This is a genomic window from Variovorax sp. GW823-FHT04B03 (genome assembly GCF_058796495.1).
The window spans coordinates 346,775-361,237 of record NZ_JBXAIT010000004.1; the positions used below are offsets into that span (position 1 = coordinate 346,775).

Sequence of the window (14,463 nt, forward strand, 5' to 3'; positions counted from 1 at the left end):
TTCCGCAACTTCCCTTCATCCCATGAGCTTCGATCCCCAATCCCGACTCCACGGCAAGATCGCCGTCATCACCGGCGGCCTCGGCGCCATCGGCTATGCCACCGCCACGCGGCTGGCCGCGCTGGGCGCCACCTGCGTGCTGCTGCACCGCGGTGGCGACAACAACAACGCCGCCGCGCGCGCCGCCGCCCTGCCCTCAGACAGCGGCCAGCGCCACGGCGCGATCCGCGCCGACATCGTCGACACGCCGAGCCTGCAGGCCGCCGCCGCCGAGGTGAAGGCCGCGCACGGGCGCTGCGACATCCTGGTCAACAGCGCGGGCCACACGCAGCCCGTGCCCGCCGGCGACCTCGACGCGCTGACCGACGACCTCATCGACGAGCTGCTGCGCGCCAACTTCCGCGGCGTGTTCGCCACCATCCGCGCCTTCGCGCCGATGCTCAAGGCCACGGGCGACGGGCTGGTGGTCAACATCTCGTCCATCGCCGGTTTCACGGGCGTGGGCAGCAACCTCGCGTACGTCGCCGCCAAGGCCGGGCTCGACGTGGTGGGCGACGCGCTGGCCAAGGCGCTGGCGCCGGCGGTGCGCGTGGTGTCGGTGTCGCCGGGCGCGGTCGAGTCGGGCTTCGTGCCCGGGCGCGGCGCCGAGTTCGCCGACAAGATGGCCAGCACCACGCCGCTGGGACGCATCGGCAAGCCCGACGACGTGGCGGCCACCGTGGAGGCGCTGGCCACCACGCTGCGCTTCGTCACCGGCACGCGCATCGTGGTCGACGGAGGGCGCCACCTGTGAACAACGCGAAGACGCTCATCACCTGCGCCGTCACGGGCAACCTCGTGAAGCCCGAGCAGACGCCGCACCTGCCGATCACGCCGGTGCAGATCGCCGACGAATGCCTGGCCGCCGCCGAAGCCGGCGCGGCGCAGGTCCACATCCACGTGCGCCACCCGGAGACGGGCAAGCCCTCGATGGAGGTCGATCTGTACCGCGAGGTGGTCGACCGCATCCGCCGCGAGAACCGCGAGCTGATCGTGAACCTCACGACCGGGCCGGGCGGGCGCTTCATTCCCAGCGAGGACGACCCGAAGATCGCCGCGCCCGGCACCACGCTGCTGCCGCCCGAGAAGCGCGTGGAACACATCGCGCTGATCCGGCCCGACGTGTGCTCGCTCGACCTCAACACCATGAACTCCGGCCCCGACGTGGTGATCAACACGCCGAAGAACGTGCGCCGCATGGCGAAGGTGATGCGCGAGGCCGGCGTGAAGCCCGAGCTGGAGATCTTCGACTCGGGCGACATCCACCTGGCGCTGGACCTCATCGCCGACGGCACGCTCGACGGGCCCGCCATGTGGACCTTCGTGCTCGGCGTGAAGTACGGCTTCGCGCCCACACCCGAAACGCTGCTCTATGCGCGCAACCTGCTGCCGCGCGGCGCCTTCTGGAGCGCCTTCGGCATCGGCCGCACGGAGTTCCCGATCGTCGCGCAGTCGTGGCTGCTGGGCGGCCACGTGCGCGTGGGCATGGAAGACAACATCTACCTCGAGAAAGGCGTGCTGGCCGAAAGCAACGCGCAGCTCGTGGCGAAGGCGCGCGACATCCTGCGCAGCCTGGGCGGCGAGGTCGCCAACCCGCGCGAGGCCCGTGCGATGCTGGGGCTGGCCGACACCCGCGCCGTTCAGGGAGCCGCACGATGAGCGCCATCCTTCATGAACCGCGCGCCCTGCGCGTGAACGGCAAGGCCGCCAACCTCGAGGCGCTGCACCTGGAGGCCGCGCCGCAGCCCGAACCCATGGCGCCGCCCGGCCATGCCGTGGTGCGCGTGGCCGCCGCCGCCGTGAACCCGAGCGACGTGAAGGCCGCGCTGGGCCTGATGCCGCAGGCCGTCTGGCCGCGCACGCCGGGCCGCGACTTCGCGGGCACCGTCGTGAGCGGCCCGGCCGCATGGGTCGGCCGCGAGGTCTACGGCTCGGGCGGCGACGTCGGCATCACGCGCGACGGCTCGCATGCGCGCTACCTCGTGCTGCCCGAAGCGGCCCTGCGCGCCAAGCCCCAGGGCATCTCGATGGACGAGGCCGGCGCGGTGGGCGTGCCCTTCGTCACGGCCTACGAGGGCTTCAGGCGCAGCGGCATGCCGCAGGCGGGCCAGACGGTGCTGGTGCTGGGTGCCAACGGCAAGGTCGGGCAGGCGGCGGTGCAGCTGGCCGCACAGGCCGGCGCGCGCGTGATCGCGGTGCAGCGCGGCCCCGGGCCCTTCGCCGGGTTCGCGAGCGCGCCGGTCGACGTGGTCGATGCGCGCCACCACGCCGACGTGGGCGCGCAGGTGCGCGAACTCACCGACGGGCGCGGCGCGCACATCGTCTACAACACCGTGGGCAGTGCCTACTTCGAGGCCGCCAACAAGGCGATGGCCAAGGGGGCCACGCAGATCTTCATCGCCACGCACGACCGCGCGGTGCCCTTCGACATCTTCGCGTTCTACCGCGGCATGCACACCTACGTGGGCATCGACTCGCTGGCGATGGACTGCGTGGCCTCCACCGCGCAACTCGACGCGATGCGCGAAGGCTTCGAGCGCGGCACGCTGAAACCCTTTCCCGTGGCACGCCACTTCGCGCTCGACGAAGCGATCGACGCCTACCGGCTGGTGCTGTCGGGCAGCACCGACCGCGTCGTGCTGCGCCCCTGACCCCCCGAGGACACCCACCATGCATGTGACCCGTTTCAGCGAGGCGCCGCACTACGAGGCGCCCAACCACTTCGACATGCGCTGCCTGCGCCTGCAGGGCAAGGAAGCCGGCCCCTCGACGCAGATGTGGATGGGCATGAGCCAGATCCTGCCCGGCGGTCGCACCGGGCTGGACGGCTCGCCGATGGAGAAGCTCTACCTCGTGCTCGAGGGCGAACTGCACGTCGTCGGCGAACTCGACGGCGCGCACCAGGAAGACGTGCTGCTGCCCTACGACAGCTGCCGCTTCGCGCCCGGCGAGAAGCGCCAGCTCGAGAACCGAAGCAACCGCCCGGTGCTGGTGGCGCTGGTGATGGCGAACGCACCGCCCGCCTGACGCGCTCCTTTCCCAGTCAGTCAGTCATTCATCGCTCGCACCAACAAATCAACGGAGACAAGACGCATGAAGAAGACATTCCCCTGGAGCCGCCGACAGGCACTCACGATCGCTGCGGCACTCGCGGCCTGCACGCTCGGCGGCGCGCATGCACAAGGCGCGTGGCCGGGCACGCAGCCCATCAAGCTGGTCGTGCCCTTCACGGCGGGCAGCGGCACCGACATCGTCGCGCGCCTGGTCGCCGAAAAGCTCGGGCCCGCGCTGGGCACCAGCGTAATCGTGGACAACCGCCCCGGCGCGGGCGGCACGCTGGGCGCGGCCATCGCCGCCAAGGCGCCGGCCGACGGCTACACGCTGCTGGTGCATTCGGCCGGCCATCTCGTGAACCCGTGGATCTACAAGGGCCTGTCGTACGACACGCTGAAGGACTTCACGGGCGTGACGCCGATGGCCAGCCTGCCCAACGTGCTGGTGACCTCGCCGTCGCACTTCACCGACGTGAAAGACCTCGTGGCCAAGGCGAAGGCCAAGCCCGGCGGGCTGAACTACGGCTCCGCAGGGAACGGCTCGGCCACGCACATGAACGCCGAGGTGTTCCGCCTCGCGGCCGGCGTCGATGCGCAGCACGTGCCCTTTCGCGGCACGCCCGAGGCCATGACCGAGGTGATGGCCGGACGCGTCGACTGGTTCTTCGCGCCGATGGTGTCGGCGCTGCCGCTGATCAAGAGCGGCAAGCTCAAGGCACTGGCCGTGGGCACCGCCGGCCGCTCGTCCGCCCTGCCCGACGCGCCCACCACCGTGGAGGCTGGCGTGCCGGGCTCGGCCTACCTGTTCTGGGTCGGCCTGTTCGCGCCTGCAAAAACGCCGCAGCCCGTGGTGGAACGGCTGCAGGCCGAGGTCGCGAAGATCATGGTGTCGCCGGAACTGAAGGAACGGCTGGAGAAGCTCGGCGCCGAGCCCTTCACCATGCCCTCCGCGCAGTTCAACAAATTCATCGCCGACGAGACCGCAAAGGCGCAGCAGGTGGTCAAGGCCGCAGCCATCAAGGTGGACTGACCTCAGCGCAGCAGCGCCGCCAGCACCGGCGCAAGCCCCGCACCACCGGCCACGGCGGCAGCGCCGGCGCCCCACGCCACGGCGCGTGGGCGGTACGGCAACAGCAAGGCCACCGGCAACGCACCCGCCGAAAGCAAGCCCAGCCACGCGACCGTCCCGACCGTCGGGCCCCACGCCATCACGCAGGGCACGATGGCCGCGGCCAGCAGCACCATGCCGATCACGCGCAAGCCCGTGCGCCGACGCGCGGGCACTTCACGTCCGCGCGTCAGCTGCTCGTGGTGCCGGTCCATGGCAAAGCTCAGGCACGACATGCCCGCATACGCCAGCGCAAGGCCAAGCAACGAAGCCCATGCCGTCGTCATCGCGCCGCCTTCCGCAGCAGATGGCGCAACGCGCCCAGCGCTGCTGGGCCGAAGGCCACCACGCCCAGTTCGACGCCGAGGCTTTCCCAATCACTGCGCAGAAACTGCGCCAGCAGGTGATCACCCGTGGTCACGAAGTTGAGCACCGGCAGCAGCAGGCACAGCGCGGCCAGTGCACCGAGCTGCTCGCGCCACGCGCGCGCCGGCGAGCGCACGAAGGCATGCACCAGCGCCAGCGCCCACAGCGCAAAGAAGACCTGCAGTTCGCGGTCCGCGCGGTGCCCGATGCCGACCGGCACCAGCCGGTTGGCCCACAGGTAGCCCACGCAGGCAATGGCCAGCCCGGCGATGGCCGCGACATTCAGCGCTTCGACCAGCCGGTAGACCCGCGCGGTCGCACCGCCGAATTCGCCCAGGTGCTTCTGACGGCGCTTCACGATGAACAGCACGGCGCCCGAACCCATCATCGCGGTACCCGCGAGCCCGCACAGGAAGTAGAGCCACTTCATCGGCCAGCCGCCGAAGGTGACCATGTGCAGCCCGCCCATGGCCGACTGCGCGAGCATGGCCGCGCCGCCGTCCGCGGCGCCCGGCAGGCGCACGCGCTGCACCTCGCCGGTCGCGGCGGAGAACTGCACCATGCCGGTGGTGGCGCTGAGCCGGCGCGCGGATTCGTCCTCGCCGTTCCATCCGTACACGCCGATGCGCGCTGCCGCGTCGCCCGGATGATCGATGACGACCGCGCGCACCGGCTGGCCCATGCGTTCCTGGCCGCGCGCCGCGAAGGGTTCGAGCACGGGCACGGGCATCGCGCGGCCGGTGGCGGCGGGCTTGTCGATGTCGCCCAGCTCGGAGACGAAACGCACCTGCGCCTGCGGGCCGGTTCCGTAGTGCAAGGCCTTGGGGGCCGGCATGAAGCTGGTGCCCGAGATCACGAGGCCGGTGTAGGCGATCATGAACTGGAAGGGCAAGGTCAGCACCGCCACGGCGTTGTGCGCGTCGAGCCAGCTGCGCTGGCCTTTCTTGGGGCGGAAGGTGAAGAAGTCCTTGAAGATGCGCTTGTGCGTGATGACGCCCGACACCAGCGCCACCAGCATCGCCATCGCGGCGATGCCGACGATCCACAGGCCGACGGTGCCGGCGTGCAGCTCGTAGTGGAAGTCGACGAAGTGGTGGCCGCCGAGCGTGGCGCGCGCCGCGTGGCCGCCGTCTTCCTTCAGCGGCTTGCCGGTGGCGGGGTCGAGCGCGACGCCTGCGTACTGCCGGTTGGCGTCGAACCAGAACACCCGCAACTCGCCGCCGCCCTGCGCGTCCGAAGGCCACAGCTCCCACATCGAGGCGCCCGGGTGGTGCTCGGCCATGTAGGCCATGCCCCAGGCCAGGCGCTGCGCGCGGTCGGCCGTGGGCTCGCCCTTCTCCTTCTTGGCTGCGGCGGCGGCTTCCTCGGCGTGGTGCTCCGGCGTCATCCAGTGGGTGATGGGCTCGTCGAACACGGCCAGCGTGCCGGTGAGGAACACCGCGAACAGCAGCCACGAGAACCACAGGCCGCACCAGGTGTGCAGCCAGGCCTGGGCCTGGCGAAAGCCCCCTTGCGAGGGCGCCTTGGCTTTCTTCGTGCTCATGCGCCGCCTCCCGCGCCGCGCAAGGCCAGGCCGAGCCCGGCCAGCACCACGGCCGGCAGCAGCAGGCCGGCCCACGCACGCGGCAGCGACACGGGCGCGAACGCCCAGATCACGGCGACGGTGTAGACCGCGAAGCTGAACTGCATGCCCCCGAGCGCGGCCTCGGCGGGGCCGGCCGGCAGCACGGCGGCCAGGAAGACGGCGGCGGCCGAGGCCAGCGCGTAGCCGCCGAACACGGCGGCCGCGACGCGGGACAGCAGCCGCAGGGCGGGAGAAAAGGAGGAGGTGCGGGTGTTCATCGGGGACCGGAAAACGGGGCGCGGACATGCGCCCCTCCCCTACATGACAAACGAGAACGAAAAAAGGGTCATGCCCCCGCTCTTTTCCGGTCAGAACGCGTAGCTCAGCGTCGCCACCGCGTTGCGCGGCGTGCCGAAGTAGGCCTGCCCGTCGATGTTGCTGTAGTACTTCTTGTCGAAGAGGTTCTCGATGTTCAGCTGCAGCGCCAGCTTGGGCGTGAAGGCGTAGCGCGCCATCAGGCTCACGACCGCGCGCGAGCCCTGCTGGTAGCGCAGGTCGACATCGCCCACGCTGTAGGCGTAGTAGGTGCGGTTCTGCCAGTTGACGCCGCCGCCCAGCGTGAGCCGGTGCCACGCGCCGGGCAGCCGGTAGGTGGTGAACAGCGTGGCCTGCGTGGTCGGCATGGCGGTGTTGATGCGGTTGCCGTTGCCTTCGCGGCCCAGCGTGCGCGCGATGCCCGCGTTCAGCTGCCAGCCCGGAGCCAGCTCGCCCGACACCTGCAGCTCGATGCCCTTGCTGGTCACGCCGCGCGCGCCGTAATAGGCGCCTTCGCTCGAGTTGGGCACGAGCTTCGTGCCGTCGCGCTGCGCCACGTTCTCCTGCTCGGCGCGGAAGACGGCGATGGAGGTGTTCAGCTTGCCGTTCAGGTGCTCGCCCTTGAGGCCGATCTCGTAGCTCTTTCCGGTCACCGGGTTGAGGTACGAACCGCTGGCATCGCGGTAGTTCTGCGGCTGGAAGATGTCGGTGTAGCTCGCGTACACCGAGTAGTTCTCGCTCAGGTCGTACACCAGGCCCGCGTAGGGCGTGAACACCTCGTGCTTGCGCGTGGCCGGTGCGTCGGCGGTCAGGCGCGTGGAGCGCCAGCTGTTCTGGCGTCCGCCCACGATGAGCTTGAGCGAATCGGCCAGCGACAGGCGCGCGGCGCCGTAGTAGCCGGTCTGGCGCGTCTTGGTGATGGCCGAGACCTTCAGCGGGTCCCAGCCCGGCTCGGGGTACGACGCGGCGTTCCAGTCGTAGAAGTTGCCGGTGTCGGGCAGCGGGCTGGTGCGCGGATGGCTCGCCTCCACGTAGCGCGACTGGCTGTTGCTGACGCCCACCACGAGTTCGTGCGTGCGCCCCAGCAACGTGAACGGGCCGGTGGCCTGCAGGTCGAGGCTGTTCTGGCGGAACTGGTGCTCGAAGTAGCCGGGCAGCGAGCCCAGGCCGGTGCCGGTGAGGCGGTCGAGGTCGCCGTACAGGTACAGCAGCTTGGCGTTCTGCTTGCTCTGCCGGTGCGAGCCGTTGGCCTTGAGCTTCCAGCCGTTGTCGAACTGGTGCGTGAGGTTCGCGAAGGCGGTGGTGGTGGTCGTGTCCCAGTGGGTCCACGGTGTGCCGACGGTCTTGGAGCGGTCCCAGCGCGTGGCCGTGCCGTCGCTGAAGGTCAGCGGCAGCCCGCCCCAGGTCGACGAGGTGGGCCGCGTGGCCTGCGACTCGATGCCCACGCTCAGCGTGGTGCTGGGCGTGAGGTCGGCATCGACCACGCCGTACAGCACGTGCTTGCGGCCGTGGTACATGTCGATGAAGGAGTCACGGTCTTCCGTCATGCCGATGAGGCGGGCGCGCACGCGGCCGTCTTTCGTGACCGGCGTCTGCAGGTCGACCGTGCCGCGGCGCAGGTTCCACGAACCCAGCGCGAGCGATGCGTTGCCGGCGAACACCTTGCTGTCGGCGTGCTTGCGCACCAGGTTCACCGAGGCCGAGGGGTTGCCCGCGCCGGTGAGCAGCCCCGTCGAGCCGCGCACGACCTCGATGCGGTCGTACAGCACCGGGTCGTTGGTGGAGGCGCCGAAGAAGTCGGTGGTGACCGTGGTCGGCACGCCGTCGTACTGGTAGTTGTCGATGTAGAAGCCGCGCGCGTACAGGTCGGTGCGGTCGCTGTCGGAGCTCACCGAGAACACGCCGGGCACGCTCTGCATGGCCTGGCCGAGCGACAGCAGGTTCTGGTCGTCGATCTGCTGGCGCGTGATGACGGTGACCGACTGCGGCGTCTCGCGCGGCGAGAGCGCGAGCCCGGTGGCCGCCGCCGTGGCGCGCGTGGTGTAGGCGCCGGTGCCTTCGGTGGTGCCGCTGCGGTCGGCCTCGGCCGTGACGGTGACGGGCGAGAGCGTATCGACGCCGCCGGCCCCTGCGGCGGGCGTGCCGGCCTCGCGGCGGTTCAGCGTGTAGCTGCCGTCGGTGCGCGCCACCACCTGCAGGCCGCTGCCCGCGAGCAGGCGCTCGATGGCTTCGCGTGCGGTGTAGCGGCCCGCCACCGCGGGGCTGCTGCGCCCCTGCGTGAGCGCGGGGTCGAACGACAGCGCGATGCCGTTGCCGGCCGCGAAGGCGGCGAGCGTGCGGCCCAGCGGGCCGGCGGGAATGTCGTAGGCGTGGGACGCGGCGGCGTCGAGCGAGGACGACGACGCCTGCGCGAAGGCCGGCCCTCCCGCGCCGGCCAGGCCGCCGAGGGCGAGCGCCACCAGGGCATGGCGAAGGACGGTGTTCAGGCGGCGCTCTGCGAACGGGCGCAAGGCGGACGGGCGGGATGCAGACATGGAGACGGGCCTTTCGGTTGGGCAACGGTGGGTTCTTCACCCTCCTTGCCAGCCGAAACGAAAAAAAGTCTCACCCCCGGATCGATATATTTTTCGAAGCGCCCGTCGCGCGCTCTTCGGGTGCCGCTCGCGGCACGAGCGTGACCCAGTAGCCGCGCAGGCGCGTGGCCGCATCCACCGGGTAGGTCGACACCAGCATGCGCAGCACGCCGTCGGTGTCGGCCAGCGGAAAGGCGCCCGAGACACGCAGCTCGGCCACCGCCGCGTCGCACTGCAGCAGGCCGGGGCGGTAGCGCGACAGCTCGGCGGCGAAGTCGGCCAGCCGCATGCCGTCGGCCAGCAGCATGCCCTGCGTCCAGGCCAGCACCGAGGCGTCCGCCGGACGGAAGTCGTCGATGCCGTCGGCGGTAAAGCGGGCCTGCTGCCCCGCCGGCAGCACGCGCGCGGCGGCGCGCTCGGGCGTGATGCGCACCGCGCCTTCGAGCACGGCGATGTGGGTGGCGCCGCCCGCTTCCTTGCGCACGCTGAAGCGCGTGCCCAGGGCCTCCAGCGTGCCGCCGGCGCTGGCCACGCGGAACGGGCGGTGCGCGGCGGCGGGGTCGGGCGCGGTGGCGATGAAGATCTCGCCCGCCTGCAGCACCACGCGACGCTGCGTGCCGTCGAAATGCACATCGACCGCGCTGGCGGTGTTGAGCGTGAGGCGGCTGCCGTCGGCCAGCCGCAGTTCGCGGCGCTCGCCGGTGGCGGTGCGGTGCCCGGCCATCCAGCCGCGCTCGCCCGCCATCTCGACCGCCTGCCAGCCGAGCCAGCCGGCGGGCACGGCCGCCAGCAGCGCGGCCAGCCGGCCGAGGGTGGCGCGGCGGTTGTTCGCGTTGCCGCGCGCAGGTCGCGCGAGCGACGACATCGCCAGCGCCGGCGGCAGGCCGCCGAGCTTGTTCATCAGCTGCTCGGCGCGCGCCCAGGCGCGTGCGTGGTCGGGGTGGCTCTGGCGCCAGCGCTCGCAGGCGCGGCGGTCTTCGTCGGTGACGGCGCTGTCGTGCAGCCGCATCAGCCATTCGGCGGCTTCGTCGAGCACGCGCGGGGCGAGCGTCGATGTTTCGAAATTCATCGCGCTCATCAGAATGCCTTCGTGCTTCGCACTTCGGCGCGCGCTTGCTTGGGGCGGCCCGGCGCGGCGCTCATGCCATCACCGCCAGGCAGCCCCGGAAGCCCTGCTGCATGTAGCGCTTGACCGTGACCAGCGACACGCCCAGCTCGCGCGCGATGTCCTCGTACTTCATGCCGTCGAGCTGCGACAGCAGGAAGGCCCGGCGCGCGAGCGGCTTGAGGGCGTCGAGCATCGCGTCGATCTCGTGCAGCGTCTGCAAAATCACCAGCCGCTGCTCGGGCGACGGCGCCTCGGGCTCGGGCATCACGGCCAGCGCCTCCAGGTAGGCCCGCTCCAGCGCCTGGCGCTGGTACCAGTTCACGAGGATGTTCCTGGCCACGCTCGTGAGGTAGGCGCGCGGCTGCACGATGACCTCGGGGTTGCGCGCCGTCAGCAGCCGCGCGAAGGTGTCCTGCGTCAGGTCGGCCGCGTCGCACGAGTTGCCGAGCTTCTTGCGCAGCCACGACTGCAGCCAGCCGTGGTGGTCGCTGTAGAGGGTGTGGACTTGCTGGAAGGCGGCTTCGGCAGCGGACATGGCGGGCGGCACGGCGGCGGGGGCTCCGCCTACAAATAAGAATTATTCTCATTTTAAGCAAAAAGGCCGCAGTGCCGCCCTGCCCGCGCGGCGGACTGCGTGGCTCAGGCCGGCCGGGCCGCCGCGAGCGCCACCGCGTCCGCGCCCGCCGGATAGCGCAGCGTCGCATCCGAGTCGTTCGCGGCGCGCCAGACGGCCTCGGCCACGTCGGCCGCCGTGGTCACGGCCGTGGGGTTGCCCAGCGCCGCGAAGACGCCCTGCGCCAGCGGTGCGTAGTCCGGCGGGATCAGGCCCTGCATGCGCTGCGCTCCGTTCTCGGTGAACCGCGTGCCGGGCCCGTAGCCCGGCTCGACCAGCTTCACGCGCACGTCGAACGCCGCCAGCTCGAAGGCGAGCGAGGCGGTGAAGCCCTCGATGGCGGTCTTGCTCGCGGTGTACGCGGCCACCAGCGGCATCGGCGCGAGCGTGACGGTCGAGGTGACGTTGACCAGCACCCCCGAGCGCCGCGCCCGGAACTGCGGCAGCACGGCCTGCGCCATGGCCATCATGCCGAAGGTGTTGGTCTCGAACACCTCGCGCACGGTGGCCATGGGCGTGGCCTCGAAGGCGCCGAAGAGACCGACGCCGGCGTTGTTCACGAGCACGTCGATCGGGCCCGCGTTCTCGATGGCGGCGGCGATGCTGTCGGGCTGCGTCACGTCGAGCGGCAGCACGCGCAGGTTCGGCGCGTCGGGAAAGAGGCCGTCGCGCGGCGTGCGCATGGTGGCGACGACGCGCCAGCCCTGGGCGTGGAAGTGGCGCGCGGTGGCCAGGCCGTAGCCGGAGGAGCAGCCGGTGATCAGTGCGGTTTTCAATGGGGTTCCTTGGAAGTGGGTGATGAAGAGCCCCAACGATAGGGACGAGCGACCGGACTTGCTACCATCGAACGTCGCCATTTCTTTTGCAGGAGTCCAGCCATGGCCGATCCCCTGGCCGAGGTCATCGCGCTGCTTCGCCCGCGCGCCGTGTATTCCAAGGTGATCGCGGGCGCCGGCGCCTGGGCCGTGCGCTACACGGCCTTTGGCCAGCCCAGCTTCTGCACCATGCTCGAGGGCGAGTGCATCCTGGCGGTCGACGGCCAGCCGCCGCTGGCGCTGGCCGCCGGCGACTTCCTGCTGATGCCGGCCACGCCCGGCTTCACGCTGTCGGGACTCACGCCGGCACCGCCGGTGTTTCTCGATTCGCATGAGCAGGCGGCGCGCGAGGACGCACACAACGAGGTTCACCACGGCGACCGGAACGGCCCACCCGACGTGCGCATGCTCGGCGGCTATTTCGCCTTCGATTCGCCCGACGCGGCCCTGATGGTGTCGCTGCTGCCCTCGGTGCTGCACATGCGCGGCGTCGCGCGGCTGTCGCTGCTGGTGCAGCTCGTGCGCGAAGAGTCGATGGCGCAGCGGCCGGGGCGCGACCTCGTGCTCGGGCGGCTGGTCGAGGTGCTGCTGATCGAGGCGCTGCGCTCGGCGCCCGGCGAAGGCGCGCCGCCGGGGCTGCTGCGCGCGCTGGCGGACAGCCGGCTGGCCGTCGCCGTGCGGCACATGCACGCGGACCCCGCGCGCTCATGGACGGTGGAAGAACTCGCCGGCAAGGCCGCGCTCTCGCGCTCGGCCTTCTTCGAGCGCTTCTCGCGCGCCGTGGGCCTGCCGCCGATGGAATACCTGCTGGCGTGGCGCATGGCGATCGCCAAGGACCTGCTGCGCCGCGGCGGCTGCGCGCCGGCTGAGGTGGCCGCGCGCGTCGGCTACAGCTCGGCCAGCACCTTCAGCACGGCGTTCAGCCGCCATGTGGGCCAGGCGCCGGGGCGCTACGCGCGCCAGCCCTAGCAAAGACAAAGACGGAGATCAGGCCGCCGTGCCTTCCTTCTCCTGCAGCAGGCGCCACATCACCTTGCCGCTGCCGCTCTTGGGCAGCGCATCGACGAACTCCACCTTGCGCGGAATCTTGTAGACCGCCATGTTCTCGCGGCACCAGTCGACGATCTGCTGCTCGGTCGTGTCCTTGTGCGTGGCGCGCAGCACCACCACGGCCTTGACCGATTCGCCGCGGTAGTCGTCCTTGGTCGAGATGACGCAGGCCTCCTGGATCGCGGGGTGGCGGAACATCAGCAGCTCGACCTCGGCCGGCCACACCTTGAAGCCGCTCGCGTTGATCATGCGTTTGAGGCGGTCGGTGATGAAGAAGTAGCCCTCCTCGTCCATGCGGCCCATGTCGCCCGAGCGGAAGAAACGCTTGCCCTCGAACTCGACAAAGGCGGCCCTCGTGGCGTCGGGGCGCTTCCAGTAGCCCTGGAACACCTCGGGGCCGTGGATGATGATCTCGCCCGATTCGCCAATCGGCATTTCTTGCAGCGTGTCGGGGTCGACCACGCGCGCGTCGGTGCTCATGAACGGAATGCCCAGGCACTGCTGCTTGGGGTGGTCCGAAGGGTTGGTGTGCGAGGGCGCGGCGGTCTCGGTGAGGCCGTAGCCTTCCTGGTACTTCAGGCCGTACTGCTCGAACAGGCGCTGCGCCACGGCCTGCGGCATGGCGGCGCCGCCGCCGCCGATGTGGGTCATGCTCGTGAGGTCGTAGCTCGCGAAGTTGGGGCTGGCCATGAGGTCGATGACCATGGTGGGGATGTTGGTCCAGCTCGTGACCTTCCAGCGCGAGATGAGCCGGCCCGCCACGTCGCGGTCCCAGCGCGGCATGATGACCAGCGTGGCCGCCGCGAGGATCGAGGTGTGCATCATGCTCACCACGCCGGTGATGTGGAACATCGGCACCACGGCCAGCACCACCGCCTCCGACGTCGCCTGGCCCCAGAGCTGGCCGGCCATCGCGTTGTGCATGAGGCTCGAATGGTGATGCACGCAGCCCTTGGGCAGGCCGGTGGTGCCGCTGGTGTAGGGCAGCAGCGCCATGTCGTTGGCGCCCACCACGTGCGCGGGGGCCGGGTGGCCGGCCGCGAGCGCGTCGGTCCACGCCATGACCTGGCCGTCGGCCAGCGCGGGCAGCGGGTGGCGCGTGCCGAGCCAGTCGGCCCAGGCCGGCGCGGGGGCGTCGTCGCCGGTCACGCCGGCATCGAAGGCGTCGGTGAACTGGCTCACGATGAGGTGCGACAGGCGCTGCTCGGGCGGCAGTGCGTCGCTGGCCTTGGCCAGCTCGGCCGCGAGGTCGCCGGTGGTGATCGCCACCTTGGCGTCGGGGTCGACGATGTAGTGCTTGAGCTCTTCGGCCCGGTTCATCGGGTTGACCGGCACCACGACGGCGTTGGCGCGCAGGATGGCGAAATGCGCGATCACCAGCTGCGGGCAGTTCTGCATGTTCAGCACCACGCGGTCGCCGCGCTGCACGCCCAGCGCATGCAGCGTGCCGGCCAGCCGCTCGACCTGGTCGGCCACGTCGCGGTAGCTCAGCACGCGGCCGAAGAAGACCAGCGCGGCCTTGTCGGGGTAGCGCGCCGCCGAGGTGGCCAGGTTGTGCCACAGCGAGGTCGCGGGGACGGTGATCGAATGCGGGAGGCGCTTGGGCCAGAACTTGTAATGCGGGCGTGGTTGCATGGTCTGTGAACAGGCGAAGGAGGAGGAAGGAGAGGGGAAGGAAAGCGGTGCGAAAAGGCGCAATGCGCCAGCCTAAGCCGCACCGGCCGCCGCTCCCATCGGGGAAGCCCCCGGGGCGTCACCTTGGCGACGCCCATTCTTCGTACGTCGGGTAGGCACAGCGCATCGGCTATCGTGCGGGCTCCGCTTCACCTGTGCCTGCCTGCCATGCCCGATCCCGCCCG

General features: G+C 70.8%; 14 protein-coding genes. 6 read left to right on the forward strand and 8 right to left on the reverse strand.

The genetic code is table 11. The features are described from left to right. Positions 1 to 22 precede the first annotated feature (22 nt). From AC1RAD_RS18950 to AC1RAD_RS18970, 5 genes are all read left to right on the forward strand, one after another. On the forward strand, positions 23 to 793 hold the full coding sequence (locus tag AC1RAD_RS18950) for an SDR family NAD(P)-dependent oxidoreductase (RefSeq protein WP_492736595.1): 771 nt from the start codon (positions 23 to 25) through the stop codon (positions 791 to 793). Beyond that, entirely contained in the window at positions 790 to 1,698 is a 909-nt protein-coding gene (locus AC1RAD_RS18955; RefSeq protein ID WP_062482144.1) for a beta-keto acid cleavage family enzyme, read from the forward strand. The genes AC1RAD_RS18950 and AC1RAD_RS18955 overlap by 4 nt, the downstream gene beginning before the upstream one ends. Next, positions 1,695 to 2,690 (forward strand): quinone oxidoreductase family protein, encoded by a 996-nt coding sequence (locus AC1RAD_RS18960; RefSeq protein WP_492736597.1) that lies wholly within the window; start codon positions 1,695 to 1,697, stop codon positions 2,688 to 2,690. The genes AC1RAD_RS18955 and AC1RAD_RS18960 overlap by 4 nt, the downstream gene beginning before the upstream one ends. 19 nt (positions 2,691 to 2,709) lie before the next feature. Then, the gene (locus AC1RAD_RS18965) at positions 2,710 to 3,066 is read left to right on the forward strand and encodes a cupin domain-containing protein (protein ID WP_070062522.1); all 357 of its coding nucleotides are present in this window, start codon (positions 2,710 to 2,712) and stop codon (positions 3,064 to 3,066) included. A gap of 66 nt (positions 3,067 to 3,132) precedes the next feature. Beyond that, a complete protein-coding gene (locus AC1RAD_RS18970; protein ID WP_492736599.1) occupies positions 3,133 to 4,122 on the forward strand; it encodes a Bug family tripartite tricarboxylate transporter substrate binding protein in 990 nt (329 codons plus the stop codon). A 2-nt stretch (positions 4,123 to 4,124) separates the two neighbouring features. Here AC1RAD_RS18970 and AC1RAD_RS18975 read toward each other — a convergent pair whose 3' ends face one another. The 7 genes from AC1RAD_RS18975 to AC1RAD_RS19005 all read right to left on the reverse strand — a co-directional run bounded on the left by AC1RAD_RS18975 (position 4,125) and on the right by AC1RAD_RS19005 (position 11,515). Continuing rightward, the gene (locus AC1RAD_RS18975) at positions 4,125 to 4,487 is read right to left on the reverse strand and encodes a DUF3325 domain-containing protein (RefSeq protein ID WP_492736601.1); all 363 of its coding nucleotides are present in this window, start codon (positions 4,485 to 4,487) and stop codon (positions 4,125 to 4,127) included. Beyond that, positions 4,484 to 6,109 carry a PepSY-associated TM helix domain-containing protein gene (locus AC1RAD_RS18980; RefSeq protein ID WP_492736602.1) on the reverse strand — a complete coding sequence of 542 codons (1,626 nt, stop codon included), beginning with the start codon at positions 6,107 to 6,109 and terminating at the stop codon, positions 4,484 to 4,486. The genes AC1RAD_RS18975 and AC1RAD_RS18980 overlap by 4 nt, the downstream gene beginning before the upstream one ends. Next, complete coding sequence (locus AC1RAD_RS18985; RefSeq protein WP_095948980.1) at positions 6,106 to 6,408, reverse strand: DUF3649 domain-containing protein; 303 nt, start codon at positions 6,406 to 6,408, stop codon at positions 6,106 to 6,108. Before AC1RAD_RS18985 ends, AC1RAD_RS18980 begins: the two co-directional genes overlap by 4 nt. Before the next feature lie 90 nt (positions 6,409 to 6,498). Then, positions 6,499 to 8,979, reverse strand: coding sequence for a ferric-rhodotorulic acid/ferric-coprogen receptor FhuE (gene fhuE, locus AC1RAD_RS18990; protein ID WP_492736605.1), 2,481 nt, complete (start codon positions 8,977 to 8,979; stop codon positions 6,499 to 6,501). Between the two features lie 70 nt (positions 8,980 to 9,049). Then, entirely contained in the window at positions 9,050 to 10,096 is a 1,047-nt protein-coding gene (locus AC1RAD_RS18995; protein ID WP_492736607.1) for a FecR domain-containing protein, read from the reverse strand. 61 nt (positions 10,097 to 10,157) lie between these two features. Continuing rightward, positions 10,158 to 10,661 (reverse strand): sigma-70 family RNA polymerase sigma factor, encoded by a 504-nt coding sequence (locus tag AC1RAD_RS19000; protein ID WP_492736609.1) that lies wholly within the window; start codon positions 10,659 to 10,661, stop codon positions 10,158 to 10,160. Positions 10,662 to 10,765: 104 nt separating this feature from the next. Then, on the reverse strand, positions 10,766 to 11,515 hold the full coding sequence (locus tag AC1RAD_RS19005; RefSeq protein WP_492736611.1) for an SDR family oxidoreductase: 750 nt from the start codon (positions 11,513 to 11,515) through the stop codon (positions 10,766 to 10,768). Between the two features lie 102 nt (positions 11,516 to 11,617). Here AC1RAD_RS19005 and AC1RAD_RS19010 point away from each other — a divergent pair, with 102 nt between their 5' ends. Then, on the forward strand, positions 11,618 to 12,523 hold the full coding sequence (locus tag AC1RAD_RS19010) for an AraC family transcriptional regulator (protein WP_492736613.1): 906 nt from the start codon (positions 11,618 to 11,620) through the stop codon (positions 12,521 to 12,523). 18 nt (positions 12,524 to 12,541) lie between these two features. Here AC1RAD_RS19010 and AC1RAD_RS19015 read toward each other — a convergent pair whose 3' ends face one another. Next, the gene (locus tag AC1RAD_RS19015) at positions 12,542 to 14,239 is read right to left on the reverse strand and encodes a long-chain fatty acid--CoA ligase (protein ID WP_492736615.1); all 1,698 of its coding nucleotides are present in this window, start codon (positions 14,237 to 14,239) and stop codon (positions 12,542 to 12,544) included. Positions 14,240 to 14,463: the final 224 nt, after the last annotated feature.

Bases quoted from the DNA above. Each gene is read 5' to 3' on its own strand.
- AC1RAD_RS18950 (WP_492736595.1), top strand. From the start codon at position 23: ATGAGCTTCGATCCCCAATCCCGACTCCACGGCAAGATCGCCGTCATC.
- AC1RAD_RS18960 (WP_492736597.1), top strand. From the start codon at position 1,695: ATGAGCGCCATCCTTCATGAACCGCGCGCCCTGCGCGTGAACGGCAAG.
- AC1RAD_RS18965 (WP_070062522.1), top strand. From the start codon at position 2,710: ATGCATGTGACCCGTTTCAGCGAGGCGCCGCACTACGAGGCGCCCAAC.
- AC1RAD_RS18970 (WP_492736599.1), top strand. From the start codon at position 3,133: ATGAAGAAGACATTCCCCTGGAGCCGCCGACAGGCACTCACGATCGCT.
- AC1RAD_RS18975 (WP_492736601.1), bottom strand. From the start codon at position 4,487: ATGACGACGGCATGGGCTTCGTTGCTTGGCCTTGCGCTGGCGTATGCG.
- AC1RAD_RS18980 (WP_492736602.1), bottom strand. From the start codon at position 6,109: ATGAGCACGAAGAAAGCCAAGGCGCCCTCGCAAGGGGGCTTTCGCCAG.
- AC1RAD_RS18985 (WP_095948980.1), bottom strand. From the start codon at position 6,408: ATGAACACCCGCACCTCCTCCTTTTCTCCCGCCCTGCGGCTGCTGTCC.
- fhuE (WP_492736605.1), bottom strand. From the start codon at position 8,979: ATGTCTGCATCCCGCCCGTCCGCCTTGCGCCCGTTCGCAGAGCGCCGC.
- AC1RAD_RS18995 (WP_492736607.1), bottom strand. From the start codon at position 10,096: ATGAGCGCGATGAATTTCGAAACATCGACGCTCGCCCCGCGCGTGCTC.
- AC1RAD_RS19000 (WP_492736609.1), bottom strand. From the start codon at position 10,661: ATGTCCGCTGCCGAAGCCGCCTTCCAGCAAGTCCACACCCTCTACAGC.
- AC1RAD_RS19010 (WP_492736613.1), top strand. From the start codon at position 11,618: ATGGCCGATCCCCTGGCCGAGGTCATCGCGCTGCTTCGCCCGCGCGCC.
- AC1RAD_RS19015 (WP_492736615.1), bottom strand. From the start codon at position 14,239: ATGCAACCACGCCCGCATTACAAGTTCTGGCCCAAGCGCCTCCCGCAT.